Annotated in this window: 23 protein-coding genes; 3 read left to right on the top strand and 20 right to left on the bottom strand. The window is 59.6% G+C overall.

What is annotated here, in order from left to right; translation table 11 throughout:
• Positions 1-157 precede the first annotated feature (157 nt).
• The 17 genes from tssC to J0F90_RS14965 all read right to left on the bottom strand — a co-directional run bounded on the left by tssC (position 158) and on the right by J0F90_RS14965 (position 21,107).
• Positions 158-1,663 (bottom strand): type VI secretion system contractile sheath large subunit, encoded by a 1,506-nt coding sequence (gene tssC / locus J0F90_RS15045; protein ID WP_016927259.1) that lies wholly within the window; start codon positions 1,661-1,663, stop codon positions 158-160.
• A 3-nt stretch (positions 1,664-1,666) separates the two neighbouring features.
• Positions 1,667-2,203 (bottom strand): type VI secretion system contractile sheath small subunit, encoded by a 537-nt coding sequence (tssB, locus tag J0F90_RS15040; RefSeq protein ID WP_016927260.1) that lies wholly within the window; start codon positions 2,201-2,203, stop codon positions 1,667-1,669.
• Positions 2,204-2,324: 121 nt separating this feature from the next.
• Positions 2,325-3,356 (bottom strand): type VI secretion system protein TssA, encoded by a 1,032-nt coding sequence (tssA, locus tag J0F90_RS15035; protein WP_033640006.1) that lies wholly within the window; start codon positions 3,354-3,356, stop codon positions 2,325-2,327.
• Positions 3,357-3,379: 23 nt separating this feature from the next.
• Entirely contained in the window at positions 3,380-4,099 is a 720-nt protein-coding gene (tagF, locus tag J0F90_RS15030; protein ID WP_028128112.1) for a type VI secretion system-associated protein TagF, read from the bottom strand.
• 18 nt (positions 4,100-4,117) lie between these two features.
• Positions 4,118-7,753 (bottom strand): type VI secretion system membrane subunit TssM, encoded by a 3,636-nt coding sequence (tssM, locus tag J0F90_RS15025; protein ID WP_033640007.1) that lies wholly within the window; start codon positions 7,751-7,753, stop codon positions 4,118-4,120.
• The gene (locus J0F90_RS15020; RefSeq protein ID WP_049272050.1) at positions 7,753-8,955 is read right to left on the bottom strand and encodes a DotU family type VI secretion system protein; all 1,203 of its coding nucleotides are present in this window, start codon (positions 8,953-8,955) and stop codon (positions 7,753-7,755) included. Before J0F90_RS15020 ends, tssM begins: the two co-directional genes overlap by 1 nt.
• Positions 8,956-8,976: 21 nt before the next feature.
• Entirely contained in the window at positions 8,977-10,323 is a 1,347-nt protein-coding gene (gene tssK, locus J0F90_RS15015; protein WP_028128110.1) for a type VI secretion system baseplate subunit TssK, read from the bottom strand.
• Positions 10,324-10,363: 40 nt separating this feature from the next.
• Positions 10,364-10,894, bottom strand: a complete 531-nt coding sequence (gene tssJ, locus J0F90_RS15010) for a type VI secretion system lipoprotein TssJ (RefSeq protein WP_042705419.1) — start codon at positions 10,892-10,894, stop codon at positions 10,364-10,366.
• 29 nt (positions 10,895-10,923) lie between these two features.
• Positions 10,924-11,424: a type VI secretion system accessory protein TagV gene (tagV, locus tag J0F90_RS15005; protein ID WP_033640008.1), complete on the bottom strand. Its 501-nt coding sequence runs from the start codon at positions 11,422-11,424 to the stop codon at positions 10,924-10,926.
• Between the two features lie 48 nt (positions 11,425-11,472).
• Complete coding sequence (locus J0F90_RS15000; protein ID WP_004934933.1) at positions 11,473-11,865, bottom strand: DUF4150 domain-containing protein; 393 nt, start codon at positions 11,863-11,865, stop codon at positions 11,473-11,475.
• 16 nt (positions 11,866-11,881) lie between these two features.
• A complete protein-coding gene (locus J0F90_RS14995; protein WP_033640009.1) occupies positions 11,882-12,517 on the bottom strand; it encodes a DUF3540 domain-containing protein in 636 nt (211 codons plus the stop codon).
• 30 nt (positions 12,518-12,547) lie between these two features.
• Complete coding sequence (locus tag J0F90_RS14990) at positions 12,548-13,615, bottom strand: pentapeptide repeat-containing protein (RefSeq protein ID WP_033640010.1); 1,068 nt, start codon at positions 13,613-13,615, stop codon at positions 12,548-12,550.
• Positions 13,612-16,164, bottom strand: a complete 2,553-nt coding sequence (locus J0F90_RS14985; RefSeq protein ID WP_033640011.1) for a DUF2169 family type VI secretion system accessory protein — start codon at positions 16,162-16,164, stop codon at positions 13,612-13,614. The genes J0F90_RS14990 and J0F90_RS14985 overlap by 4 nt, the downstream gene beginning before the upstream one ends.
• 171 nt (positions 16,165-16,335) lie before the next feature.
• On the bottom strand, positions 16,336-16,836 hold the full coding sequence (locus J0F90_RS14980; protein ID WP_033640012.1) for a hypothetical protein: 501 nt from the start codon (positions 16,834-16,836) through the stop codon (positions 16,336-16,338).
• A gap of 86 nt (positions 16,837-16,922) precedes the next feature.
• Positions 16,923-17,312 (bottom strand): DUF3592 domain-containing protein, encoded by a 390-nt coding sequence (locus J0F90_RS14975; protein WP_016927272.1) that lies wholly within the window; start codon positions 17,310-17,312, stop codon positions 16,923-16,925.
• Between the two features lie 10 nt (positions 17,313-17,322).
• Positions 17,323-19,662 carry a type VI secretion system Vgr family protein gene (locus J0F90_RS14970; protein ID WP_033640013.1) on the bottom strand — a complete coding sequence of 780 codons (2,340 nt, stop codon included), beginning with the start codon at positions 19,660-19,662 and terminating at the stop codon, positions 17,323-17,325.
• Between the two features lie 512 nt (positions 19,663-20,174).
• Entirely contained in the window at positions 20,175-21,107 is a 933-nt protein-coding gene (locus tag J0F90_RS14965; protein ID WP_033640014.1) for a LysR family transcriptional regulator, read from the bottom strand.
• A gap of 97 nt (positions 21,108-21,204) precedes the next feature.
• Here J0F90_RS14965 and pcp point away from each other — a divergent pair, with 97 nt between their 5' ends.
• Positions 21,205-21,852 (top strand): pyroglutamyl-peptidase I, encoded by a 648-nt coding sequence (pcp, locus tag J0F90_RS14960; RefSeq protein ID WP_033641394.1) that lies wholly within the window; start codon positions 21,205-21,207, stop codon positions 21,850-21,852.
• Between the two features lie 45 nt (positions 21,853-21,897).
• Here the strand turns inward: pcp and J0F90_RS14955 are convergent, their stop codons facing one another.
• The 3 genes from J0F90_RS14955 to ydgT all read right to left on the bottom strand — a co-directional run bounded on the left by J0F90_RS14955 (position 21,898) and on the right by ydgT (position 23,846).
• The gene (locus J0F90_RS14955) at positions 21,898-22,929 is read right to left on the bottom strand and encodes an NADP-dependent oxidoreductase (RefSeq protein WP_016927277.1); all 1,032 of its coding nucleotides are present in this window, start codon (positions 22,927-22,929) and stop codon (positions 21,898-21,900) included.
• A gap of 84 nt (positions 22,930-23,013) precedes the next feature.
• The gene (uspC, locus tag J0F90_RS14950; RefSeq protein ID WP_016927278.1) at positions 23,014-23,433 is read right to left on the bottom strand and encodes a universal stress protein UspC; all 420 of its coding nucleotides are present in this window, start codon (positions 23,431-23,433) and stop codon (positions 23,014-23,016) included.
• Between the two features lie 197 nt (positions 23,434-23,630).
• Positions 23,631-23,846 carry a transcription modulator YdgT gene (ydgT, locus tag J0F90_RS14945; RefSeq protein ID WP_004934895.1) on the bottom strand — a complete coding sequence of 72 codons (216 nt, stop codon included), beginning with the start codon at positions 23,844-23,846 and terminating at the stop codon, positions 23,631-23,633.
• A 1,345-nt stretch (positions 23,847-25,191) separates the two neighbouring features.
• On the opposite strand from ydgT, the gene flhD reads away from it, so the two are divergent.
• Entirely contained in the window at positions 25,192-25,542 is a 351-nt protein-coding gene (gene flhD, locus J0F90_RS14940) for a flagellar transcriptional regulator FlhD (protein ID WP_004934891.1), read from the top strand.
• Complete coding sequence (gene flhC, locus J0F90_RS14935; protein ID WP_016927281.1) at positions 25,542-26,126, top strand: flagellar transcriptional regulator FlhC; 585 nt, start codon at positions 25,542-25,544, stop codon at positions 26,124-26,126. Before flhD ends, flhC begins: the two co-directional genes overlap by 1 nt.
• Positions 26,127-26,147 lie beyond the last annotated feature (21 nt).

Below are 26,147 nucleotides of genomic sequence, written 5' to 3'. Positions count from 1 at the left end.
GGTACGGGTTACCGAGCCACTATTAAGTGCTAATGGCTCAATGCTTAATTATTTCGCGTTATCTTGGTTCCACATGCGATCCGGGTTTTCTGCGATAGGCTGACGATGAGGTTGATGTATCAGCCAGGCCGCACTACCGCGGCCTGACTTCAGCCCATCAGGACGCGTCGTTTTGTTTCAGCGAAGGCAGCTTCGACACCAGGCGCAGGGAGACGGTCAGACCTTCCAGCTGGTAGTGCGGGCGCAGGAAGAACTTGGCGCTGTAATAGCCTGGGTTGTCTTCGATCTCTTCCACCTGCACTTCCGCCGCGGCCAGCGGTTTGCGCGACTTGGTTTCCTGCGAGGAGTTGGCCGGATCGCCGTCCACGTAGTTCATGATCCAGTCGTTCAGCCAGCGCTCCATGTCGTCGCGCTCGCGGAAGGAACCAATTTTGTCGCGCACGATGCACTTCAGGTAATGCGCGAAGCGGCAGCAGGCGAACAGATACGGCAGGCGCGCGGAAAGCTGGGCGTTGGCGGAGGCGTCGGCGTCGTAGTATTCCGCCGGCTTCTGCAGCGACTGCGCGCCGATAAAGGCGGCGAAGTCGGAGTTTTTGCGGTGCACCAGCGGCATAAAGCCGTTTTTGGCCAGCTCGGCTTCGCGGCGGTCGCTGATGGCGATCTCGGTCGGGCACTTCATGTCCACGCCGCCGTCGTCGCTCGGGAAGGTGTGGCACGGCAGGTTTTCCACCGCGCCGCCGGACTCCACCCCGCGAATGGCGGTGCACCAGCCGAACTCTTTGAACGAACGGTTGATGTTGGCGGCCATGGCGTAGGCGGCGTTGGTCCAGGTGTAGTTGCCGTGGGTCGCGCCGTCGGTGTCTTCTTCGAAGTCAAACTCGTCCACCGGGTTGGTGCGGATGCCGTACGGCAGGCGCGCCAGGAAGCGCGGCATCACCAGCCCCAGGTAGCGCGCGTCTTCCGACTCACGCAGGCTGCGCCAGGCGGCGTACTCGGTGTTCTGGAAAATCTTGGTCAGATCGCGCGGGTTGGAGAGCTCCTGCCAGGACTCCATCTGCATCACGCTCGGCGCGGTGCCGGCGATGAACGGGCAGTGCGAGGCGGCGCCGATCTTGGCCATTTCGCCCAGCAGCTCCACGTCCTGCGGGCTGTGATCGAAGTAGTAGTCGCCCACCAGGCAGCCGAACGGTTCGCCGCCGAACTGGCCATACTCTTCTTCGTAGACTTTCTTGAAGATCGGGCTCTGATCCCAGCCCACGCCTTTATAGCGCTTCAGCGTGCGACCCAGCTCCTGCTTGGAAATGCTCATGAAGCGGATCTTCAGCATCTCGTCGGTTTCAGAGTTGTTGACCAGGTAGTGCAGGCCGTGCCACGCGCCTTCCAGCTTCTGGAAATCGTCGTGGTGAATGATCTGGTTGATCTGCTGCGACAGCTTTTCGTCGATTTCCGCGATCAGCGCCTGGATGGTGCGGTAGGCGTCGGAAGAAACGGTGACGGTATTTTCCAGCGCCTGCTGCGCCAGGGTTTTCACCGCGTTCTCGACTGCTTCTTTGGCCTGGTCGGTCTTTGGCCGGAACTCTTTGTTCAACAGCGCGCTGAATTCATCGCTGGAAAAAGTCTCGGTGGTTTGCAACGCATTCTGTTGCTGAGGCGAGTTGCTCATCGATTAATCCTCACGCTCGTTGTTGTCATCGTTAACCGCCGGCTTCGGCGCGTCGGTCAGGGATTGCAGCAGCGCCGGGTTTTGCAGGATCTTGGAGATCAGCTCTTCGGCGCCGTTCTTGCCGTCCATGTAGGACAGCAGGTTGGAAAGCTGGGTGCGGGCGTCCAGCAGATTGTCCAGCGCGTCGACCTTGCGGGCGATAGCGGCGGGGGAGAAGTCTTCCATGCTTTCGAAGGTCAGATCGATGTTCAGCTTGCCTTCGCCGGTCAGGGTGTTGTCAACCTGGTAAGCGACGCGCGGTTTCAGCGACTTCATACGCTCGTCGAAGTTGTCGACGTCGATTTCCATGAATTTGCGTTCTTCCACGCTGGCTTGCGGATCGACCGCTTTCCCCACCAGATCCGCCATCACGCCCATCACGAACGGCAGCTGGATTTTGCGCTCTGCGCCATAAATTTCGACATCGTATTCAATCTGTACGCGCGGCGCGCGGTTGCGGGCGATGAATTTCTGCCCGCTGCGGGATTTCGAGTTTGACATGATTTACTCCATCTAATGGCGATTGGGAACGCGCCTCGTCCGGCTGGGAGAGTCAGGTTCTGATTCGGGTCTGCGCAGGGGCAGACGGTATCGGATGCGTCAAGAGAACAAAGGTCGGCGGCTAGCTGTTCTCCTCGTTGTCGGGGCGACCGAGAATGGTCTCCAGTTGGTTAAGCCCATCGGGCGCCAAATCGCGGACGATTTGCATAAAGTCCAGCGTAATCAACCGCTGGACCCGATCGATCATCAGCGGCGCCGGGTGGCTCGGCTCATGAAGACGAAAATAATTTTTCACCTTATCCAGCATCAACTGGGCATCGTCGCGCGACTGGATCTGCGCGCTGCGCCAGTTGAGCGGGGCAGTGGCGCTCTGTACGGCGGCCGGTTGCTGCATGGCCGCCGTTTCAGGCGTCGCGTCCGCTTCGGCGGCGGCGGGCGCCTCGCTCTGGCCGGCGAGCGCCACCAGAGAAAACACCTTGGTCAGCGCGCTCATTTCCGGCAGCGCGCTTTCCCCCAGATGGCGGGTCACTTCGCTGCGGATGGCGCTCAGGGTGTTGGCGATGCGCGTCACCAAGGCGCCCTCGGGGCGATCCTGCTGCGCCAGTTCATCCTGCAGCCGCGCGCGGCCGCCGGGAAAATTGGGGCACTCCTGCTTGCTGCCGTCGAGCAGGGCGCCGGCATCGCGCAGCGAGATTTCTCCGGCGGCGCTTTTCAGCAGCGGGGCGGCGCGCACGCTGGCGGCCAGCGCGGCCTTGTCGCCAAGGTCGGCCAGCGCGTTGATGCGAAACAGCGGGTCGGCTTCCCCATCGAACTCCAGCGGCGGCTGCAGGGTGTCCCAGTAACGGATCATCGACTGGTGGACCAGCGTCAGCCCGTCGGCGTAGCCCGGCAACCCGCGCAACTGGGTCCAGGCGCGGGTGAGATACAGCATGACGCGCAGGTCTTTGGTGCGCGTCAGCAGCGAGGTCGCGAGGCGCTCGACCTGCACCCAGTCCGGCGCTTCTTCCGGAATGATGGTGCTGCCGAACTGTTGTTCGGCCTTGCCGGTGGCGGCTTGTTCCATCGCCAGAAAGTCGGCGTCGTATTCCAGGTTGTCGCCGCAGGGATTGTCCGCGTCAACCGGGGCCAGCAGGGTATCGGTATCGATAGCCATAAAATTTCCTTCAACGAACGATGTTAATCAAACATTTGCGGGTACTGGCCGCCACGGCCAGGGCGCGCCCAGCCGTTGGGCTCGAACAGCAGTGAAAACAGCTGCACGGTGAGGTTGCCGCTGTGCACGTGAGTGTAGAGCGGGTGTCCGTCTGCCTGATTGGTCCACCAGAAGCTGGTGTACTGCGCCGGATCGAAGCAGTCGGCGGCCTGTTGCCAGCCGAGGCCCGGCACGTCCGGATGCTGGAAACCGATAATCGACAATATTTCGGAATCCGCTTCCGCCGGCGGGCTGGGCAGCGCCGGGATCGCCTGCAACGCGCGGTCGATCTGCTCGGCGGAGAAACCGTTGCGCACGCCGTTCAGCAGGGTATGACCGAGCTGTTGGTACCAACTCGCCGCCATGTTCAACTGTTGCGATCGCCAATCCTGCTGGCTGAACAGGCGCAGCGCGCAGATCGGGTAGCGCCGCCCGACGCGGTCGCGCGCCGGCAACAGGCAGCCCATCTGCACGTACTGGCTGCCGAGCGTGGCGGGGATCACGAAGTTCCACACCGGCGCGTTGCTGAATGGGTGATCGTTAGGCCCTTGCGCATCGCGCTGCAAATTCACCAGCCCGTTATGGAACCAGTGGGCCCAGTTGTTGACCACCGGATCGGGCAAGCGGCGTTGCAGGAAATCGCCGGCGGAGGGGAGTTTGCCGTACCAGCCAATGCTCGTCGGGGCGCTTGAATCAGTGCTCATGGTCATGTCCTTTCGGGGCTACGGGCACGAGAAGGCCGGCAGTTGGAACGGATTGCGGATGCTGTTGGGCGTAAACTCCAGCGTGACGCGGTGGCCGTCGAGATTGAAGGTCGCCTGACGGCCGAGGCCGGCGGTGCCCGACGATTGCGCCATGTCCACCAGACGGTTCAGCGCCCACGGCCCGCTGGTCACCAGACTGGCCGTGGTGCCGTTGGCCAGCGCCAGCTGCAGATGCACCTGGTTGGTATTGCGGGTGCCCGGCCAACTGACCACCAGCGGCACCTGTGGGCCGTGGCTGTATTTGAACAGCTGCCCGTCGATATCCAGCGTCAGGTTGAGGATGTCGTTATCCATCCGCACCGGCCGCACGGTCACGCGGTAAGAGGGCGTCGCGGTGCCGTTGGCGAAAAAGGCGTCGCGGATGCGCTGCGCCTGCTGGAACGAGCGCAGGATGCCTTCGCCGCCGGGCAGCGTCTTGCCGTCCACGCCGGGGGTGAAACGCCAGTTGGCGCGGGTGGTGTCGACCTTGCCCTGCAGGTTGTCGCGGAAGAAGCTGTCCATCAGCCCGCTGTTCGGTGCGAACATGCGCGCCAGATCGTCCGGCGTCACTTCCTGGCGCGCCCGGGCCACCAGCGGATAACGCCCGGCGATCGCCTGGCGGCAGAAGCTGCCGACCTCGAAGCTGATGCGTTTTTTCACGTTCTCCATCTCTTTGCGCTGGGTGTCGCTGCTGGCGCCGATCGCCAGCGACAGCAGCATCTGTTTGAACGGCACCGGCAAGCGGCCGGACTCGGCCTGCAGGCGCGGGATGATGTCGCTCGGCGGCGCTGACATGCCGCTGTTGGCCGCGCCCTGAACCGCCGTCAGATAGCTGTACAGCTCATCGACCTGCTTCAGCACGCTGTCGAAAGGGATCGCCTTATTGCCTTCGCCCTGGCTTTGCGCCAGCTCCAGCAGCGGCGCGAAGTGCGCCATCACCAGCTGTTCCGGCTGGGCCGACACGTCGCCGTCGGCGTTGGCCGGCCGGTTGGTGAACAGCGCCTCCAGCGTGCGGTTGGCGTTTTGGTTCAGCCTGTCTTCGGTTTTGGCCAGCAGCGAGCGGGAGTCGGCGTCGCTTTTCTCGTCGCGCAGGGTGACGTTTTTGCTGACGTTGACCAGCAGGTTGCGCATCGGCGACGGATTGCCGGACAACAGGCGTGCGCTGCTGATGCGCTGGGTCAGGTTGCCGATGTTGGCCAGTTGGATATCCCCCAGCAGCTCATCCCAGGCGCTGATGAAGTCCTGCATGTACAGCTGGCGGATGGTCTTGGTCAAATCGGCGCTCTTCTGCTCCGGCGTCTGGCTGTTCAACACCCAGACGTCTTCCTTGCGCAGGGTGTCGGTCACCGGGTCGATGTTGTCGTTGAACGCTTTCCAGTACCCTTGTGAGGTGAACAGGCCCGGCACGCCGTCGGTGACCGGTTTGCCGCTTTTGCGGCTGAACGCCAGCTCGGTTTGCGGGCCGGCCAAATCGACCAGGCTGACCGGCTTGATGTCGGTCTGTTTCAGCAACAGGCGCTTGAGGCGGCCATAGACGCGCTGCGACAGCGGTGCCCGGTTGATGGCGGCCTGCGCCTGCGCCACCAGCTGTTCGTCTTTGGCGTAGGGCGAGGCCTGGATCTGCGCATCCAGCAGTTGGCTCAGGTGCCATTCGATCTGTTGCAGCTGTTTTTGGGTGCTGCCCTGCGGCAGGTTGCGCTGCAGGTTGAGCATCACCCAGGCGCGCAGGAATTTGCCGTCGTACTGCTTCGGCAGATACAGCATCTGGTAGGCCTTCAATGCTTCATAGCTGAAGTCCGCGTCGCCGTGGTTGTCGTTGCGCAGCGTGGTGGCGATCTGTTGCGCCACCTGCGGCAGCAGCAGCTCTTTCAGCGCTTTTTGGTACAGGGCATTGCCGGCGTCACCGACCTGATCGCCGCGGAACAGCCCCATGCGGTAGGTGAACGGCGGATCGTCCAGCGAAAAGTTCTGGCTGTCCGGCAGGTGCAGCAGGCTGTTGAGGAACGGCAGCAGCGAGAACATGTCGCCGTTGCCCACCTGCGTCAGGTTTTGTCCCTGGCGCTCGACGCCGGGCACCTTGGCGGCCACTTCCGCCAGATAGGCCTTGTTGTTGCCGTAGCTGGTGAACCAGAGCATCGCCAGCACCGCCAGGACCACCGCCAGCGCGATGTACCCCGCCCAGTGCAGGGCGCGGTTGCGGTATTCCCACCAACGGTTGCTGCCCGCCAGCCCGGACTCCTGGAAGACCACCGATTCCAGCGTCTCTTTCAGGAAGAAGCTCTGGCCCTTGGCCGCCGGGATCGGCGTTTCCTGGCCCACGCTGTCCCAGGCCGCGTTGGCCTGCGCCCCTGAGTTGGCCGTCGGCAGCTGCAGGTAGCGGTTCAGTTCGCCCATCACCCGGTCGAACGGCAGCCCCTCTTGGGTGCCGCTGGTGAAATAGATGCCGCGCGGGGTAAAGCGGGTTTCAAAACTGGAGGTGGCGAACACCTGTTCCAGATAGTGGCCGAGCAGCGGGCGCAGCGCGGCGAATTCCTGCGGGAACAGGTAGCTTTCGGCGCGCTGGCGCGCGTCGTGTTCCATCAGCAGCGTATCCGGCAGCGCCGCGTCCAACCGCTGTTGCAACAGGGCGTAGTGCTGTTCGAAGGCGGCGTTCAGGTTGAAGTCCGGCTGCCGCGAGCGCTCGTAAGGGAAGGTGAACCCCCAGATCTGGTCGCGCTGCGCTTTGTCGAAGCTGCCGAAATAGGCCATAAAGCCGTTGAGCAGGTCGGTTTTGGTCACCAGCACATAGACCGGGAAGTGAATGCCCAGCTGTTCATGCAGTTCGATCAGGCGTTTGCGCAGCGCGCTGGCCTGGGCGGCGCGCGCTTCGGCGCTGTCGCTCAGCAGATCGGCGACGCTGATGGTGACCATCACGCCGTTGATTGGCTGGCGGGTGCGATATTTTTTCAGCAGCGCGACGAAGCTTTGCCATTCGCCGGCGTCTTCTTCGCGCTGGCTTTCCTGGGTGGTGTAGCGGCCGGCGGTGTCGAGCAGCACGGCGTCGTTGGTAAACCACCAGTCGCAGTTGCGGGTGCCGCCCACGCCGCGCAGCGCGGATTTGCCGAAGCGATCCGCCAGCGGGAAGTGCAGGCCGGAATTGACCAGCGCGGTGGTTTTGCCGGCGCCGGGCGCGCCGATGATCACATACCACGGCAGCTGGTAGAGGTATTGGCGGCTAAAGCGGGTCATCCAGCGGTGTTTGCCGTCGCCCTGGCCCGGTGCGAAGCGCGCCTTTTTCAGCAGCTGCGCCGCTTCATCGAAGCGCTGCGCCAGCTGATCGTCTTGTTTAACCTCGGGCTTGCCGTCTTCCGCCGGCACCGTTTCGGCGGCGCGCAGGTTGCTCAGCAGGCGGCTGTTGAACCAGGCGCTGTAGAGGCGCGGGATCAGGCGGCACAGGAACCAGATCAGGTAGATGACGCCAATGGCGATCTGGCGGTTGAGTTCCGGCTCCAGCGGGCGATAGTCGCCGATGGCCACCAGCGGGCCGATCATCCAGATGATGAACGCCAGCGCGGTAATGCCGACAAAGCCCCACAGCAGGCGGCTGGTGATGATGGAGAATAACGTACTGAGCATTACTTTCCGGTTCCTTGCGGCAAGCCGTTGATTTCCGCCTGGGTGTTTTCCGGGGCGACCAACAGCGTAATTTCTACCCGGCGGTTCAACGCGCGGTTCACTTTGTTATCGTTCGGCGCGACGGGGTTGCTCTCGCCGCGGCCCTCGGCCTTGACCCGCTGCGGGTTGGCGAGGTGTTTTTGCAAGCGGGCGCTGACCGCTTCGGCGCGCGCCAGCGACAGCTCCCAGTTGGAGGCGAAACGGGCGCTGCGGATCGGCACGTTGTCGCTGTAGCCGGTGACCAGGATCTTGCCGCTGACGCCGTTCATGGCGGCGGCGATGCGGTCGATGACCGGGATATAGTTGGCGCGCACCGTGGTGGCGGCGGAGTCGAACAGCCCGTCGCCTTTCAGGATCACCACGCTTTGCTGCGCTTCGTCGCGCACCACCACCAACCCTTCGGCGATCTCTTTGCGCAGGAAGCTTTTCAGGCTCAGCGTCGGCGGCGCGGCCGGCGCCGGGTTACCGATCGCCACCTGCGGCAGATTGGTTTGGTAAATCGCCGCCAGCACCGGGCTGGTGTTGTCGCCCAGCCGCCAGTTGAGGGCGATAAACAGCAGCGAAGCCAGGAAGCCGGTCAGCGCCACGCAGGCCCACAGCGGCACCAGCGGACGCCACAGTTTCTGTTGTACCGGCAGATCCAACGCATGAGGCGACAGGGGCGGGGCGTAGCCGCCGCGCACCGACCGAATCAGCTGCAGCAGGCGCTGCTTCATGGTTTCCAGCTGAGAACGGCCGTTTTCCATGACCCGATAGCGGCCTTCAAAGCCCAGCAGCAGGCAATAATTGATCAGCTCCAGCAGGTTGATGTGCTCACGCGGGCTCTGCGACAGCTTGGCCAGCAGCTGGAAAAACTTTTCGCCGCCCCAGGTTTCGTTATGGAAGGTCACCAGCAGCCCGCTGCCGGACCACACGCTGTTGCTGCCCCACGGGGTCAGCGCCGCCGCTTCATCCAGCGCGGTGCACAGGCAATAACGCGCGCCGATGATCACTTCGTACGGCAGATTGGCGCGTTGGCCGCGGATCTCGAAACGGCGCATTTCGTCGATCAGCTGTTGGCGCAGCTGCGCCGGGTTGGCGTGCGTAGCCGACTGGCGGATCTGCGAAATGGCGTTCAGCAGCGGGTTGGCGGCGTCCACCAGCGGATTGGCCGCCGGCGCCATGCTATTTTCCTGAGTCATAGGTTACCGGTCCGTATGGCTGCGAATCGCCCAAAATTCCATGTCCAGCCCCGGGAACTCGCCGGCCAGGTGCAGGGCGAAGGCGCTGGATTTTTCCATCTGTTTCCACAGGTCGCCGCCTTTTTCCAGCTCGAAATAGGTGTAGCCGGCGTGATAGGGGATCTGACGCGGCGCGGCGGGCATGGTGCGCAGGCCGATGCCCGGCAGCTGCAGCTGCACCAGATCGCGGATGCGCGTGACCGGGGCGATCTTCATCTGCGCCGGGAAGTGGGTCAGCAACACCTCGGCGGCCACGTCGGCGCGCACCGCCAACACGAAGCCGAAGTCGCGCATCATTTTGGCGTCCTGCACGGTGGCGACGTTCAGCCCGTGGGATCGTTCGACCAGCGTCAGCTGAATGGCGTTGTCTTCCAGCACCACCGACAATCCTTGACGCAGCAACAGCATCAGCTTGCCGAAGCACAGCGCCAGGTTGTCGTGGTCGTACACCGGCAGGCGGCCTTCCGGGGTGCGCTGCGCCGAGAAGCTGGCGAGCTCGGTGGCGAACTGCAGCCAATCGGCGAACAGGCGTTCCGGGTGCAGATGGTCGAGGTGATAGGCATGGCTCACCTGGCCAAGATGGCGGTTGATCAGCTGCAGCAGCATGAAATCGACCATTTCGGAACTGCCGCCGCGCCCCGGCTGCAGCAGGCGCTGGCTCATCTGCTGGCTGCGCTGCTGCAGCAGGCCCTGCAGATCGTTGATGAAGGTTTTCAGTACCGGATTGCCCTGGCAGTTCAGCATCGGCGGGATTTGCGCCGTATCAAGACGCAGACTGTTGTCGCCGCGCTTTTCCAGCACGCGGGTAACGCCGAGCGCCGTCCATTCGGCGTTGAGTTCACTCTCCAGCATCAGCCGCAGGCGCAGGCGGCCAAATTGCAGCGCCGCGCTGCCCACCGAGACGGCATTAAGATCGTCGACTTCGTTCTCGTAAGCCAGATAGCGCGCCAGCGCCTCCGGGCTTTCCTGAAAGATCACGTCTTCACGCCCTGCGCGGTAAGTCGGCAGGGCCAGCACCACGTTTTCACCGGTCTTGTTTTCGGCGATGCTCAGCGGCGCGGGCGCCTGCTGGGCGCCGGCAAAGCGAAACGGCGTGCCGTCCGGCATGATGCCGCTGGCGGCGTTGAGCGCAATTTTGCCCTGGCGCAGCAGCGTTTGGTCCAGATCCAGGGTGAGGAACCCCCAGAAACAGCCGCTGTGGGCCTGACCCCAGTTGCGCATATAGCCTTCGAGATAGTTTTCCGCCTGCTGGAAATGGTGAGGGCGCAAAAACATCCCCTCAGTCCAGACAACCTTATGAGCATCTTTCATCATCACACCTATAGTTACTTCGCTTCAGCGCAGCGGTAGGTCAGTCGACCTTTTTTACGGGACGCAGGCCATTCACGCCCGCGACGATATGCGCTTCCAGCTCATCCGGCGAGAATTGCCATACCTTGTAGAAATTGGTTTCGGTGGGCTCCGGCAGCGGCAGCGAAATGCGCCAGGTCTTGCCGTCCAGGTTTTGATACTCGGCGATTACGCCGATGTAACGTGCGTCCAACGCGCTTTGCCCGCCGAGCGTCTTGCCGGTCTGGCCCGGCGTCAGGAAGAACTGATCGCTGTCCAGCAGGCTATTGCCGAGCACGCTTTTGGCGTCGTTTTGCAGACTGAAGAAGTCGGCATCCATGAATTCCGCATCCGAACGCAGCAGCAGCACGCGAATTTTTATCGGCGCCGGTTGCGCGCCGGCGGCGGCGTTGACCTGGCGATCGGCATCGAACACCAGGCTGTAGCGCGACGGCACGCTTTTGGCGGAAGACATGCAACCGCCGAGCGCCAACGCGCCCAGCAGCAGAAACAGCATCCCGCACCAGCGGGAAGCGATAGGGGTCGTCATCATGGGAATCTCGTCGCCCGCAGGCGTACTGACTACTGGAGGATCCAGGTGGCTGAGCCGGCGTTTTTACACGCCTTGCTGTCGCCGCCGACTTTGACGCAGTCCTGTTTGGCGGCGCGCGCGCGGCGCGGCAGATCTTTGCGCAGCGTCGATTTGTAGCGCGCTTCCGGCACGCCGGCGTTGGCCTGGATATAACCCACCAGATCGCCGCCGCGGATGGCGGAGATCGCCAGCCAATTGTTTTCCACTTCGCCCAGCGCGTAGAACGCGGCGGCGTTGTCCAGGCTGCCGACGGCGGTGCCGGTATAATCGGGGCTGCTCATGATGCTGGCGGCGTACAGGCTGCGGTATTCCTCACCGATCGGTTTGAACTGTTTCGGCGTGCTTACCGCGGCGCGGTGCTTTAGCGTGACGCCATTGACTTCACTGCTGACGATGGCGTCGTTATTGAGCGCCGGCGGCGGTGGCGGAGGGGTGGAGCAACCGGCAAGCGTCAGGGCGGTCAGCAGCGTCAGGGTAATCCGTGTTTTCACAATATCCTCTTCTTCTTGATTGAATGGCTGTGTAATAAGGCGCCGTCATCAGGGCGCAAGCAGCAACACTTTTAATTGGCTCGGCACGATGCGCATGCCGAGCGCGTTGGTGGAATTCTGCAGGCTGAGGCTGGTCAGCCGGGTGGCCGGGGTGCCTTTGAGCAGCACGGTAAAGGCGCCGGTCAGGTGGCGGGACGGCCCCATCACCGTCCCGGAAGCGACCCCGGTGGCCACGCCGGGGTTGTCGCCGTTGGTCAGCGGCGTCACCGTCGCCATGTTGTGCGCCGGGGTGCCGACGAACAGAATATTGAATGCGTTCGGGATGGCGGTCGGCGCGAGGGCGATATCCGGGTAGGGCACGGGCACCGGCGCCGGGCTTGGCGTCAGACAGACGTCGGGAAACGCCAGGTCCACGCCGATCATTTGGCTGTTGGCAAACATAAAAGGCCTCCGCAGGTTATCCGACGTGGATTTGTTCCGAATCCAGCTTGGTGATGTCTTTCGAGGTAATCAGCGTGTTGCGGGCATGAATGCGGGCATAATCTTCCGCCTGGTAATCCAGCTGCCCGGCGCGCACGTGCTCGGTCTGGCGCACTTTGCGGAACAGCGAATGGCTGATCTGGCTGACTGAATGCCACAGCGACTCGCAGCGTTTGCCGACCAGGCGGCTGAGGCTGACGAAGGCCGACAGCTCTTCGCCGCTGTATTTCATCTTGTCGACGTGGCAGTCGCCGCTGTTCGCCTGCAGCGTCATGGCGTCGCCGCTCAGGTTCAGCGCCTGCGCGCCATGCAGCGACAGCGAACCGTTCGGCGTTTCAATGTGCAGATCGCCTGCGACGCAGAGCCGCGCTGCGTTTTGCGGTTCCGCGCGCTCGAGGACAGCGATCGCCCACAGCTGGTGGCCGCAGCCGGCGACCAGCACGTTATCGCCGAGGGCCGGCGTCAGCAGGCAGCTCGCCGCCCGGCGGCAATGCCAGCCGCGGCCTTCGCACTCCACCACCAGGCTGCCGTCCGGCAACAGGTTGACGACCTGGCCGGCGGCCTGCTGGGGCGGTGCGATGTTGACGGCGCGAGTTGTGTTGGCAACGCTCATGGTGATCCCCTCGTGAAGTGGTCAATGCATTCAGATTCGGCTCTGGCGCTGTGCGCTCCAGGTTTCAGCGGCGTACAGCTCTTCGTCGCTCTCGAGAATGCCGCTGCGATCGCCCCAGCGCGTTTGCTGCTGGTGGGCGCGGTGCATGCGGGTGCGCATAAAACGCGCGCGCCGGAAATCGGCGGCGCCGATGTCGGCGTAACAGAAGTCGGCGTAGGTCAGGTCGCTGTCGCTGAAATCACAGCGCGCCGCGCGGCTGCGCTGGAACACGCATTGATACAGGCGCGCCTGGCTAAAGTTGGCGGCGTCCAGCGTCGCTTCGCTGAAGATCGCCTGATCGAACTGCCCGCTGCGGCACTGCGCGTGGGTCAGATTGGCTTCCAGCCACAGTGACTGCTGCGCTTGCACACCCGTCAGGTTGGCGCGCCGCAGCGAAGCGCCCTTGAAGTTGCTTTGGCGCAACGTCGCCTGGCTGAAATCGACGTCGTCCAGTTGGTTATCGGTAAACTGGCAGGCGATGAGACGCTGCCCGGCGTAACTTTTGCCGCGGTGGTCACATTCGAAAAACGTGACGCGGTCGAAATCAACCCCTTCAAACCTTGTTTCACAGAGATTTAATCGAAAGAATGTGACAAGTGACAGCCTCGTATGGCTTAAATCTGCGCCGTCGAGCGGGCTTTCGTAAAAGGTGGTGCGATCGTGCTGAGTGGCGGAAAAATTCGCGCCGGCCAATTGGCATGACATCCAGTGGCTTTGGTTGAGCGACAGCCGGCTGAAGTCGCTCTGTTCAAGCCGGCAGCCGTTGAACATCGTCAGTTCGATATGGCTCTCGCTGAAGCGGCCGCCCGCCATGACGCACTGATTGAAGGCCGTTTGCTTCAGGTTCGCCCGCGCAAATTGAGCGTGTTCGAGCCGGCAATCGCTGAAGACGCTGTCGCGCAGATCGCAATCGGAGAAGTTCACGCCGTTCAGGTTCAGTTCGTTGAACATGCCGCCGGCCAAATCCATACCGGCGAATGACAGGCCGTGCAAATCCTCACCGGCAATCAGCTCGCCGCGTTTCACGCGCTGGCGTATCTGCTCAGGTTTTGACGTCATACTTCCTTCCCGTTATGGCGAGGCAATGTTTTCACCCTGGCGGTATAGGCACCGTCGAGCCGGGTCGCCTGATCCACTTGCGACTGCGACAAATCGGCCCGGAACAGATTGGCGCCCTGCAGGTCGGCGCCTGACAGCACGCATTTTTGCAGGATCGCCGCGATGAAATTGGCGTCGCGCAGGTTGGCCTGGGACAGATCGCAGCGAATGAACAGGCTGCCGCTGCCGTTGGCCTGACGGAAATCGGCCTCGTTCAGCCGGGTTTCCGACAGGTCGCAGTTGTCGAGGCGCGCGCGGTTGAAATTCGCCCGCTGCAACGGCATCTGGCGCAAATTGCACTGGTTCAGCGTCGCGTCGCTGAAATCCGCCTGCGGCAACAGCGTCTTGGCCGCGAAGGCGCAGGCGGTGAGGCGTGCGGCGCGGAAGCTGAGGCTTTGCGTCTCGGTATCAACCCAGGCGCAGCTCTCTAGCCGCGCCCGATCGAAGTTCACCGCCAGCAGCCGGCATTTGACGAAGCTGACTTTGTCGAGCCGGGCGTGGCTGAATGTCAGCTGCTCCAGTTGCAGCTCCATCAGCGTAATGTTGGCCAGCGTGGCGCGGTTGAAGTCACACTGCCCGAGCAGGGTTTCGTATCCCAGCAAGTCGCGTAACGACGCCATCGTGAAATCGCAGCGTTGAAACAACGTTTGCTGAATGTTGGTTTCGTGCAACCGCGCGCCGCCGAAATCCGTCGCTTCGCATTTCGCCAGGGCCAAGGAGGCGTGGCTCAAATCGGCCTGCTGTAAGACGGCGCCGCTGAGATCGGCGCGCGCCAACATCGCCTCGCGAAGATCGCAACCCACCAATTGGGTTTGGCGCAGATCGGCGTTTTCCAGCAAAGCGCCGCGCAAGTTAGCCTGGCAGAGATCCATGCCGGACAGATCGGCGCCGGTGAGATCAAGACCGCTGAGATCCTTATCGCGCAGTATGGCGGCGGCGACGCGTTGGCGAATGATTTGCGCCAGATCGCCACGCAAACGCAGTGCAGGGCTTTGCGCCTGCGCCGACATTAAATACATTTGATGCAGCGCGCGCTCGCTTTCCCCACGCTGTTTAGCGCTAAACGCGTCGGGATGGCGGCGCGCCTCCTGGAACAGCAGATCGCGTTGCTGCTGGTAGCTTTCCGCACCGGATGGCGGCACGTGATCCCCACCGGGGTTGAGCGGATCGATGCCCTCGGCTTGCGTCAGCTTGAGCATGTCCTGATACTGCGCCTCGGCCTGGTTTTCCAGGCGCTCGACGAATTCGGCGAGCTGGTCAAGCTTCGGCGGCGCCTCTTGCGACGGGCGCGGGAAAAGTTCATCGATGTCTTGCCCCTCGCGCAGCAGACGCTGGCGATGCTCTTCGCGTTGCTGGTGCTCGTAGGCGGCGATATTTTCCGCCATCGGGCTTTGCTGCGTCGGCGTTTCCGTATCCAGCCAGGCGCCGATGCACGCCTCCGGCAGCAACTCTTGTTCACGAAAAGCGTGCAGAGCACCCCGTTCTTTATCCAGCCGCTGGGCCAACACCTGCCGATAATGCGCGGTGGAGCGGGGCTCGCCTTCGGTTTCCAGGGCCGGCATCAGCTGCATCACGTCGGCGGCATCGTCTTCATTGATGCGTGTGCTGCCCTGATAAATCAGCAGCATCTGTTCCCGATGTGGGAAGAACCAGACGGTGGTGTGGCGCATCGCGATCTCTTCGAAATGCGTTTCGCCGCCGCGCAGCCGGTTGATGAAACAGCGCGCGCGCCACGGCGGCAAATGCCCTTGCTGCACCGGTTCTGAAGGGTGCATGTTCCAAATCCGATAGGCGGCCCGGGGCGGCAAGCTGTCGCGTTGAGGAAACTGCTGATCGCTTTCCGCCATGTTGAACAGGCGCCAGTCGATATCGTTGGCGAAGCCGGGAAAGCCGTTTTTCAACCAGTCGGCGTCGTAGTTTTTGCCGATGCGGGAGAAGCGGCGCGGCCAGGTGATATCCAACGCGTCAAAGCTTGCCGGTTGCGCGCTTTGCCGAGAAGACGCAAGGCGCCCCTGCAGGGGTTCAACATTGGGTAGGCGATGGATGCGGCCTTGCGGAAATGTTTCTGGGGTGGCGCCGATGCCGTGCGGATTATCGGCGAACTGTGCGCCGCCGTAAGCCCGGCGCCAGTCCAGACGCATCTCTGCAAAAGGGAGGGGAGTAGAGGGGCGATCGTTGATCCAATGGCGATCGCCGAAAACCACCAGCGTTTTTTCCAGCGAATCAAGCTGGATCTTCACGGCGCAAGCGGTTTTGTCTTGTTGATGATGGGTGTAGGCGTTGCCGGTGGCGAGAAACTCCGCGCAGGCTTTTGGGATAGCCAAATCGAGCACGCCGCCGCTCAACGTGAGTTCGTCGGCGGCCAACTGCCACAACTCCGGTTCGGGACGCAGGCGCGGGGCTGCCCCCATGTCGGCCAAGGCCAAAACGGAAACGCCTAGATGGTTTTGCCCTTGCCAAGAGAAGGGTCGATGAAGCGCGCTGAGGCGCAGAGGTTTTACGACTTTCATTGTGTGTGTAAAGCTTCCTGTGGATATCAGCCGGCAGCCAGGCTGCTTGCTCAAAAACAATCCGTTTTTCGGTTTAATAGATATCAGGCTATGTCACAACAGATGAAGAAAACGATGCGGCGTTCAGAGCCGATCGCCAATGCGGGGAGCGCCCCGCTTCGAAATGGATGATCAAGAGGACAGTGCGTTGTCCTTTCCGCTTATTCCACGAGCCAGCAGGACAGCCGCCACGGACAACGCCGCGGCGATCGCCTTGGCGAGCAATTGGCCGGCGCTCTCCAGGTGATAGGGCGCAAAGAAGCCGACGTCGGCGGTGCCCAGGATCAGCAGCGCGGCGAGCGCCGCAAAACAGGGCAGCTCTATCGCCAGCGCCAGGCGGCCGGTGGGCGCCGTACCCAGGTAACTCATCAAAAAGCCGGGAAAAATCAGCAATCCGATCAGTTCTGCGGGGGCATTCACCGCAGACATCACCTGCTGGTTGTATTTCAGGAGCGCCAGCATCAGCGCGACAAAGATCAGCAGCCGCAAAGGCAACGTGGCCGCTCGGTTGGCCGACAAAAAGGTTTTGCCGATCGCAGCGAGCAATACGCAGCCAACCAGGATGCCAAAGAAGGTAAACAGGATTTGTCCCCAGAGGCTGTCCTGCGTCGAAAAGGCAATGAACGTGCCCATCGTGACACTTCCTTATGCAAGGTGATTTCGCGAACTGATGAACGATAAGCCGTTTCGGATCGCGTGATTGAAGGGATGCTTTTCGCTCAAAGCCGGGAAAGCTCTTCGATCACCGCTTTTTTGGGATTCTTCGGATCGTACTTTATCGCGATGAAATGGCCCGGCTGATAACGCGGCAGATCCACGACGCTGATCGGGCCTTTCGCCACGGCCGTACGGTTTTTCCCGTCTTGGGCGATGTACTTGACTTCGACTTCGCAGACCGGCCGATTCCCGTCCCACAGGTTGGTCTGGCGAATGCTGACGATTTGCCCTGAGGCGGAAATACCGTTCTCCATCACGCTGAGGGAAGAACCGATATGTTTGAAATAACCCCAGATATCGACCGTGATGAATTTGAAAAAGCCCACCAGGCTGAGAATGGGAGCCAATAAAATCAAACCGATAACGGTGAAAACATTTTTGGCCTTCGACATGGGTGTCCCTTTACAAGAAGATCGCCAGCGCCTTGGTGCTCAATCGTAAGGCACCGTTGGTCACCAGCGCGCCAAGCTGCGTGAACGTCATGGGATCATTACTGAGCTTGAAATTGGTTTTGCTGATCGACAGCGGGTTGTGCGAAATATCGAGCATCGTGTGTTTCAGGCTGGCCCCTGTCAACGCAAGATTTGAACCGTAAAAGGCGAAGTTAGCCCCGGTCGCCACCCATTTCAAGCCGTGGCAGTTGTCTTTCCAGCTCGGTGTTTGCACCGATACGCCGTCGCTGCTGGTGATATTGATCGTTTTCGCTTTGATGGTCAGCGTGCCGGTGATCGTTGTGCTCTGATCGTTTTTGTAGGTCTCGGTGACATTCCCGGTTACGGTGGCGGTTTGGCCGCCGCCTTTAATCGTCAATTCCTGCCCGCCGGCGGAGATGGTGGTGTGCTGCCCGCCGGAAGTGATGTTGACCGTTTGCCCTTGTTTGATGGTGCTGGTTTGTTGCCCCTCGGTAATGTCGAGGGTCTGGTTGCCTTTGACCGTGACATGCTGGGTTTGCGTAATGTTTTGCGTCTGCGCGCCGTCGAGCTTGAAGGACTGATTGCCGGTGATGTCGATTTTATCGCCGCCGTCGATAATCGTCAGGTCGCGGCCGCCTTTGATGTTCACCGTCTGATGAGCGTTCAGGTTGGCGGTTTCCAGCCCATTGACCGTCGTGGTGCGTTTCGCTTTGTACAGGAACGTGGCGTCGCCGGTGACGGTGTCGTCCTGCTGGCGACCGATGATGGTGGTGCGACTGCCGTCAATATTGACGTTCTTGTCGTTTTCCACCGTCATGTTCATGTTGCGTTCGGCGTGCATGTCGAAAGATTCGTTGCCGGGCGAGTCTTCCAGGAACAGGAAGCTGGCGTTGTCGACGCCGCCGCCTTTGCTGCGGCTCATAAAGCCCATTTTGGTGGCGTCGCCGGGCAGATCCCAAGGCGGCATGCTGTCTTCGTTGTAAACGCGGCCGGTGATGATGGGGCGATCCGGATCGCCATTGATAAAGTCGACCACCACTTCCTCACCGACGCGCGGGATTTGGATCCCGCCGTATTTCCAGCCGGCCCAGGCGCTGGAGACGCGCACCCAGCAGGAGCTGGTTTCGTTGCCGCTGCCGTGGCGATCCCAACGGAACTTGAGTTTCACCCGGCCATATTTATCGGTCCAGATGCTTTCGCCTTCCGGGCCCACCACTTCGGCAGTTTGCGGGCCATGGGTTTTCGGCCAGGGCGTGGTGCGCGCCGGGCGCCAATTGATGTCCGCCGGAACGACCTGAAATTCGGTTCGCTGCTCGCCGACGTCGTTATCGTTGCTGGCGTAGCTGTTTTCCTGCATGAAGTAATGCGCGCTGACCACCAGGTAGGCGCGGTTGTCTTCCATACGCGGCGCCTGGGTCAGTTGAAAACGGTAGCCGGGCGCAATGCCCTGCGAATTGCCTTCGCCGCTCATCTGCTCATGCTGCGCTTCGAACTCCTGTTGGCGAACCTTGACGTAAAACTGGCCATGGGCGTGATCGGTATAACGGCCGGGCCAGTCGAACACCTCGGCTTTGTCCTGCGCGAACGAGGCGGGATTTTGCCGGGCTTCCAGCAACCGCGCGCGCGGCTTGCGAAAATCGTAGTCATCCAGGCTATACAGGCTGGGCGTGATGGCGTCAGAAACGCTCCAGCTATTGATGCTGTCTTTGTTTTCCACCAGGCCGCCTTCCGCGAGCTGATAGGGAATGCTGGCGTAGCCGGCGAGTTCCTGATGCGCCGCCGGCGCGTCAGCCAGCACCAGCGTATGGCCGTCTTGCTGGTGCGTGAAATAGTAATAGATGCCTTCGTGTTCCATCAGACGGCTGATGAAATCGAAATCGCTCTCCTGGTACTGCACGCAGTACCCCCAGATACGGTAGTCGTAACTCAGGCGGTTATCGATTTTCACCTGATACTGCCCCAGCACCTGAGTCAGGATGTCGGGAACGGTCTTTTCCTGGTAGATGCGAAAATCGCGGTTTTGCGTCAGATACCACAGCGTGGGGCGCAGCACGGCGCGGTAGATATAGTAACGGTTGCCGCCGGCTTCTCGCCCGGAGAGGGTCATGCGCGTGATATTGCCGTTGAGATAACGCGGCGCCAACGGATTGCCCCGCAGCTCCAGCGTGATTTTTTGTCCCAGCAGCGCTTTCAGATCGAGCCGATTGTCGGGGCTGAGCAGCTCGACGTCGAATTCGAACAGGCCGGCCAGTTTTTCCTCACCGGAAAGGCTTCTGAACAACAGCTGATGGGCGGGCAAAGGCGTGTGCGCAATGATAAGACGATCCATACTATTCCCCGGTTTAGGCATAGCTACCGCACGAGAATTGACGCGCGATCCCGATGGCGTATCTGTCACGAATGGAGACAGGAACTGACGAAAGATTTAACAAAGTTTACACAAAGGCACGATTTGTGCAGTCTACAATAGAGCACTGCATTTGCAAAATAGCCTTGTGGATCAATGCTCAATTCGTTAACTTGCTCACGATCTTGTTTTTTATCATTTAAAACATATGGATGCGGGTAGATCATTTTTTATCTCAAATTATTGGGCAATTGGTAATACCAAAAAATAAATGTCTAACACATAAGTCAACGTGCTTATAAAACAACTCTTTTTTTACGTAAAAAAAGTCACTGACTGTTTTTTATCCTTACCATTTGCCAGTTAAAGATGATCAAATATATAAATTTGGCGAATGTTAATTCGGATGATTCCTATTTGGTGGGCGTCCCAGGGCCCGCCGACGGGCCTGGGAACATGCGTTTGAACGGTTGAAAATGCAGCGAATGCCGCCGTTAGCGTGGAGAGGAGGCGAAGGAGAGTTGACCTATCAGCTCGCAGAGCCAGATTAAAGCCGGGTCGCGTTGCGCCTGCCGGCCGGCGATCAGCTCAATGGGGAAAGGCGCGATGGCCAACTCGTCAGGCAGCGGGAGAATGCGTACGCGTTGCGGATCGGAAAAATGCCTGGCCGCGCTGGCGGCCAGCGTGGCGATCAGATCGCTGTCGGCGACCACGGCCGGCAGAGCGGCAATGTGTGAAAAGGTCACGGCAACGCGCCGTTGGCCGCCGATTTCCGCCAGACGCCGGTCGACCAACCCTCTGGCAGAGCCGTCGTCTGCCGGTGCGTACAGCCCATGCGGCAGGCTGAGGTAGCGCGCCAGATCCCAGCGGCCGTCCGCCAGCTGTGGGTGTGAACGGCTGGCGATACACACCAGATGTTCTTCAAACAACGTGCGCACATAGTGGCTTTCCGCACCGGAAAGGTGCCCTCCCAGCGCGATATCCACCTCACCGCGATCCAGCTGCCGGTAAATATTGTGGCGATCCAGGCGCGAAACGCGAATATCGATGCCGGGGGCAGTCTGACGCAACCGGCTGATGATGGCGGGCAGCAGCAAGATATCGGCATAGTCGCCGGCCGCCAGCGTAAAACGCCGCTGCCCGGCGGTGGCCGGGTCGAAATGGGCAGGGGGCGCCAACGCCAGATGGATCTGTTCAAGCACCCGCTGTATTTGCGGCATCAGCTGGTGGGCGCGCGGCGTGGGCGCCATGGCGCCGCCGCTGCGAATAAACAGCGGATCGTTCAGAAGAATGCGCAGCCGCGCCAATGCATTGCTGACGGAAGGTTGCGCGCGGTTAAGACGCCGGCCTGCGGCGGTGACGTTGCGCGTCTGATACAACGCCTCAAACACCACCAGCAAGTTGAGATCGACGCTGGATAAATTCATTTCATGAATACCCTATATAAAGATAATCCATTTCCAGAATCATACTGCGTTCTTTAGGCTGGAAGTACACGAATTTAGCCTTCAATCAGGGGAAATGATGAACAAAGTCTTGATCACCGGCATTGAGCCGTTCGATGGTGATGCGGTGAATCCTTCCTGGCAGATTGCGCAGGCGTTGGCCGGTGAACATATTGCCGGCGCGGAGATCGTGGTGCTCGAGCTGCCCTGCGTATTGGGCGTGGCCAATCAGCAGTTGATCGCGGCGATTGAGGCATTGCAGCCGCTGGCGGTGATTTGTCTGGGGCTGGCCGGCGGCCGGGCCGAGATATCCCTGGAACGGGTGGCCATCAATCTGATCGATGCCCGCATTCCCGACAATGCCGGTAAACAGCCGATTGACGTGCCGGTGGTGGCCGGCGGGCCGGTGGGCTATTTCAGTACGCTGCCCGTCAAGGCCGCGGTGCAGCAACTGCGCCGGCAGGGGATCCCCGCGGCGGTCTCTTATACGGCAGGCACCTACAACTGCAACCATATTTTTTATGGTCTGCGTCACTATCTGGAGACGCATCATTCGCGGGTCAGGGGCGGGTTCGTGCATATTCCGTACAGCCATGAACTGGCGGCAGCGCACCCGGGCAAGCCGAGCATGGCGCTGGCGACGATGGTGGAAGCGGTGCGCACTGTCGTGCAGGTGACGCTGACGGTAGAGGAAGATGTGCGATTCGGCGATGGCGCCGTACATTAGCCGTACATTAAAAGCAGGGCGTGGCGTACCACGCCCTGCTGCGGGTTATTCGTCGGCGACGCGGATCACCAGTTTACCGAAATTTTTGCCCTGCAGCAGGCCGATAAACGCCTGCGGCGCCTGCTCCAGCCCGTCGACGATGTCTTCGCGGAACTTGATTTTCCCCTGTTCGACCCAACTGCTCATTTGTTGCAAGAACTCGTCAAAGCGAGCGCCGTAGTCGTCGAAGATGATAAAGCCCTGCATGCGGATGCGTTTGCGCAGGATCAGCCCCTCCAGCAGCGGCAAGCGGTCCGGCCCCGCGGGTAATCCGGTGGCATTGTAATGGGCGATGATGCCGCATACCGGAATGCGCGCTTTGGTGTTCAACAGCGGCAGTACGGCGTCGAACACCGCCCCGCCGACATTCTCGTAATAGATGTCGATACCCTGTGGGCAGACAGCGGCCAACCGTTCGGCAAAGTCTGGGGCGCGGTGATCGATACAGGCGTCGAAACCCAACTCTTCCACTACATAGCGGCATTTTTCCGCACCGCCGGCGACGCCGACGACGCGGCAGCCTTTCAGTTTGCCGATTTGGCCGACCACCGAACCAACCGCACCGCTGGCGGCGGCCACCACCAGCGTTTCACCCGCCTGCGGTTGGCCGATGTCGAGCAGCCCCATGTATGCGGTAAATCCCGGCATGCCGAGCACGCCCAGCAGGCGGGAAGGGTGCGGCAAATGCGGGCCGAGGTTGCGCAGGCCGCTGCCGTCGGACAGCGCATATTCCTGCCAGCCGTCATATCCCAACACCCAATCGCCGACGTTGAAATCGGGATGCTGTGAGGCCGCCACGCGCGATACCGTACCGCCCACCATCACCTGGCCGATCTCCACCGGCGGCGCATAGGAGGGGGCATCGCTCATGCGTCCGCGCATATAAGGATCCAACGACAGATAGACGGTGCGCAGCAGCAGTTGGCCGGCACCGGGTTGCGGTGCGGGGACGGTATCGAGACGGAAGTTCGCCGCCGTCGGTTCGCCGTGCGGACGCGAGGCCAGCAGGAAGCGGCGGTTCTGTTGAGAAGGGGACATCGAAAGCTCCTTTGTGTTGCGGCAAACAAGGTCCGTTAAGCCTAGTCCAGGGGCGCTAAGGGGACGTGACCGAATGTGCTTAGCTCAGAGCGGAACGATCAGCACGTCGATATGACTGATATTGATAAAGCGGGCGGCGGAACAGGAGACTTTGTTCATCATGCTGTCTCGGTGATTGCCGCAGAGCAGCAGGTCAAACGGCTGACGGCGGCTGGCGAATGCCAGGCTGTCACCCAGCTCGCCATGCACGATCAGCGTATCGGCGATAGGGTAGCCGGCGCGTTGGCGCAGTTCTTCCATAAACAGCCGGGTTTCCTCTTCCATCAGCGAGCGCAAATCGCCCAGCATCGGCCCGGCGAAATTATTGTACATTTCCGGATTGGCGAGGGTGCTTAACAGGGTGATGCTGCCGCCGTAAGGGCGAACGATGGAGACGGCCTTTTCCACCAGGCGGTGGCTGTCAGGGGCAACGGCGACGGTGACCAGAACGTTTTGATACCCCATATCCGACTCCTTGTTGTATCCATCGTGTTTCAGGCTGCCGCATCGGCGGCCTTGGTGGAAGCACTGCGTCGGATAAAGGGTAGAACCTGGTGAGCCTAATAAATGTGTTTCATATCACGCGCGGCAATAAAAGCTGAATTTATCCCGGTTATATAGCAATAAAAGATAAAACCGTTGCCGCACGTAATTTCACTGAATTAAAGCACCTGTGCCCACAGCGTTTTCGGCACCTTGCCCAGATCGAACAGTTTACCGGCAACCAGCTCGGCGCGACGGTGATCGGCGGCACGGTACATATTGCTCATTTCCGTATCGTTTTCAATGGAGTAGTTCAGTTTGTCGTACACCTTCTCCAGGCTGTCCAAAGAGGAGCATTTACGAAATGTCAGCAGATATTCGAGCGTATCAGTCATGATTAAAATATAGCCTGTTAATAGTTAAAGCCGGGTGAATAACACATGGCGACTCACGGCGACGCCGTCGAGGCAGCGATGTACGACCTGACAAAAATCATTTCAATTAGATAAATTGCACTGGGTAATGATGTCACGCCGCCCGTAGCGGCGCTTTGATAAATCATAATATGCCAGTGCGCCGTCAGCAATCTCAGCCTGCTGATTAATGGAGAAATAGGGAAAGTCTCAGGGCGGTTGACGGCCGACGCGTCGTCATTCGTGCTGGGCACCAGCGCGCGGTGCCGTGCCGGGCCTCTTTTGCGGTGATTTTTTCACCCGGCCGTGGCGCCGTCGCGGCATTGGGCGGTGTTTGTCGCCGCTGCTTGCGTTGAAAAACCGTTTTTTCGATGACGAAATATCAACAGTAAAACAAAACTGCGTTTTATTTTATGACAATGAAGTGATGAAAGCCAAAGCCATGTAAATAATCTCTGGGGTGAGGGGGAATTATCTCGGCGTCAGAAAAAGAAATAAAAAGCATTAAAGTTTTATGAGTTGCCGCCGATATAACGTTTTGGGGAAATTTAACTCAAAAAAAAGCATTCTTGCATCGTGCTAATACGGAAACATATCGTTACGTCTGTTAGCTTGTTCACTACGCCTGCGAATCATTGATAAGCCATAATCACCTGATGTTGAAAATTAGAACAGCCTCAGGCGGAGGGCTTAAGTCAAATCCGATAGCTAATAACCTTATAGTTTACATTGGTTATTTTTCAGCTTGGATATTTTTTAGTAACTCAAATGGTTATTTATACTGAGTTTGTTGCCTATATGCAGATTTTTGTTCTGTTATTTTGGTTTGGTGATGCTTTTGTTCGAATTGATCTAAAAAAGATAATTTTTTGGCGGATAAACATTGTTTTTAAGACGTTTTTTTACCTATGGCTGTTTTGTGAGCAAATTGGCGGTCAATAAATGAACGTATTTGGGTGTATTTGGCTTAATTATTTTTTATTTTTGTGATCTATGTCACATTGTATTTAAAATTGCCTCTCACTTACATTGTGTGTGCTAATGGTTCGGGGGTAGAGTTGCGCTGCTTTAGGAATAATCTTATTAAATTTGTAAAAATAGTTTCATGGTGACTAAACACTATCGAAGCAGAATGCTGTACATCCATACACGTTGGTTTACGCTCGTAGCAAATACTGAACAGTGGTCGAATTTAGCGATTGTCGAAAATTATAGCAGTCGTTTTTGAGAGATTAATTTGCCAACTTTGGGAAACAACCCAAGTCACGGGCGATAAAATTTATCACCCAGCGTATGTTTTTAAACATAGTCTGTCGGGATGGGGAATATGGGTACGTCTGAATTACTTAAGCATATTTATGACATCAATCTGTCATATTTACTTTTAGCACAGCGTTTGATCAACGATGAAAAAGCGTCCGCAATGTTTCGCCTGGGTATTGATGAAACCATGGCCGATGCGCTGGCGCAGCTGACTTTGCCGCAAATGGTTAAACTGGCCGAGACCAACCAGCTGGTTTGCCACTTCCGCTTTAACGAAAGCCAGACCATCGAACGCCTGACCAAAGAGTCGCGCGTCGACGATCTGCAACAAATCCATACCGGCATTTTGCTATCAAGCCATTTACTGCAAGAGCTATCGAGTAAAGACGCTAGCCCGACGAAGAAAAGAGCCTGATGATGGTTGAGAAAAGTATCGTTCAAGAAGCCAAGGACATTCAGCTCGCCATGGAGCTGATTTCGCTGGGAGCCCGATTGCAGATGCTGGAGAGTGAAACCCAGCTCAGCCGCGGGCGCTTGATTAAACTTTACAAGGAGTTACGCGGCAGCCCGCCGCCAAAAGGAATGTTACCGTTCTCAACCGACTGGTTTATGACCTGGGAACAAAATATTCACTCGTCGATGTTTTACAACGCTTACCTGTTTTTAATGAAAAGCGGGCAGTGCAGCGGGGTGGAGGCGGTGATCAAAGCCTATCGCCTCTATCTCGAGCAGTGTCCGCAGCAGGCCGGCGAGGCGCCGTTGCTGGCGCTGACCCGCGCCTGGACGCTGGTGCGCTTCGTCGATAGCGGCATGTTGCAGCTTTCCGCCTGCAGCTGCTGCGGCGGCGCATTTATCACCCACGCGCACCAGCCGCTGAATGGTTTCATCTGCAGTTTATGCCAACCCCCATCCCGCGCCGTAAAAAGACGTAAACTTTCGCCGCAACTGGCCGATATTATTCCTCAACTGCTGGACGAGCAGGTCAAACGCGCCATTTGAGCCGCCACATTGCCGGCTCTC

The sequence above is a fragment of the Serratia marcescens subsp. marcescens ATCC 13880 genome, assembly GCF_017299535.1.
Lineage (GTDB): Bacteria > Pseudomonadota > Gammaproteobacteria > Enterobacterales > Enterobacteriaceae > Serratia > Serratia marcescens.
The sequence above is the reverse complement of the archived record's forward strand: the minus strand, read 5'-3'. Positions and strand labels throughout refer to the sequence as shown.

What these genes read in the sequence shown, in the direction of transcription:
- ydgT (WP_004934895.1), bottom strand. Translation starts at nt 23,846, where the DNA reads ATGACTGATACGCTCGAATATCTGCTGACATTTCGTAAATGCTCCTCT.
- J0F90_RS14995 (WP_033640009.1), bottom strand. Translation starts at nt 12,517, where the DNA reads ATGAGCGTTGCCAACACAACTCGCGCCGTCAACATCGCACCGCCCCAG.
- J0F90_RS14990 (WP_033640010.1), bottom strand. Translation starts at nt 13,615, where the DNA reads ATGACGTCAAAACCTGAGCAGATACGCCAGCGCGTGAAACGCGGCGAG.
- flhD (WP_004934891.1), top strand. Translation starts at nt 25,192, where the DNA reads ATGGGTACGTCTGAATTACTTAAGCATATTTATGACATCAATCTGTCA.
- flhC (WP_016927281.1), top strand. Translation starts at nt 25,542, where the DNA reads ATGATGGTTGAGAAAAGTATCGTTCAAGAAGCCAAGGACATTCAGCTC.
- J0F90_RS14970 (WP_033640013.1), bottom strand. Translation starts at nt 19,662, where the DNA reads ATGGATCGTCTTATCATTGCGCACACGCCTTTGCCCGCCCATCAGCTG.
- J0F90_RS15000 (WP_004934933.1), bottom strand. Translation starts at nt 11,865, where the DNA reads ATGTTTGCCAACAGCCAAATGATCGGCGTGGACCTGGCGTTTCCCGAC.
- tssA (WP_033640006.1), bottom strand. Translation starts at nt 3,356, where the DNA reads ATGGCTATCGATACCGATACCCTGCTGGCCCCGGTTGACGCGGACAAT.
- tssB (WP_016927260.1), bottom strand. Translation starts at nt 2,203, where the DNA reads ATGTCAAACTCGAAATCCCGCAGCGGGCAGAAATTCATCGCCCGCAAC.
- J0F90_RS14980 (WP_033640012.1), bottom strand. Translation starts at nt 16,836, where the DNA reads ATGGGCACGTTCATTGCCTTTTCGACGCAGGACAGCCTCTGGGGACAA.
- J0F90_RS14985 (WP_033640011.1), bottom strand. Translation starts at nt 16,164, where the DNA reads ATGAAAGTCGTAAAACCTCTGCGCCTCAGCGCGCTTCATCGACCCTTC.
- tssJ (WP_042705419.1), bottom strand. Translation starts at nt 10,894, where the DNA reads ATGATGACGACCCCTATCGCTTCCCGCTGGTGCGGGATGCTGTTTCTG.
- J0F90_RS14975 (WP_016927272.1), bottom strand. Translation starts at nt 17,312, where the DNA reads ATGTCGAAGGCCAAAAATGTTTTCACCGTTATCGGTTTGATTTTATTG.
- J0F90_RS14955 (WP_016927277.1), bottom strand. Translation starts at nt 22,929, where the DNA reads ATGTCCCCTTCTCAACAGAACCGCCGCTTCCTGCTGGCCTCGCGTCCG.
- J0F90_RS15020 (WP_049272050.1), bottom strand. Translation starts at nt 8,955, where the DNA reads ATGGCGCCGGCGGCCAATCCGCTGGTGGACGCCGCCAACCCGCTGCTG.
- uspC (WP_016927278.1), bottom strand. Translation starts at nt 23,433, where the DNA reads ATGGGGTATCAAAACGTTCTGGTCACCGTCGCCGTTGCCCCTGACAGC.
- pcp (WP_033641394.1), top strand. Translation starts at nt 21,205, where the DNA reads ATGAACAAAGTCTTGATCACCGGCATTGAGCCGTTCGATGGTGATGCG.
- tssM (WP_033640007.1), bottom strand. Translation starts at nt 7,753, where the DNA reads ATGCTCAGTACGTTATTCTCCATCATCACCAGCCGCCTGCTGTGGGGC.
- tssK (WP_028128110.1), bottom strand. Translation starts at nt 10,323, where the DNA reads ATGAAAGATGCTCATAAGGTTGTCTGGACTGAGGGGATGTTTTTGCGC.
- tagF (WP_028128112.1), bottom strand. Translation starts at nt 4,099, where the DNA reads ATGAGCACTGATTCAAGCGCCCCGACGAGCATTGGCTGGTACGGCAAA.
- tssC (WP_016927259.1), bottom strand. Translation starts at nt 1,663, where the DNA reads ATGAGCAACTCGCCTCAGCAACAGAATGCGTTGCAAACCACCGAGACT.
- J0F90_RS14965 (WP_033640014.1), bottom strand. Translation starts at nt 21,107, where the DNA reads ATGAATTTATCCAGCGTCGATCTCAACTTGCTGGTGGTGTTTGAGGCG.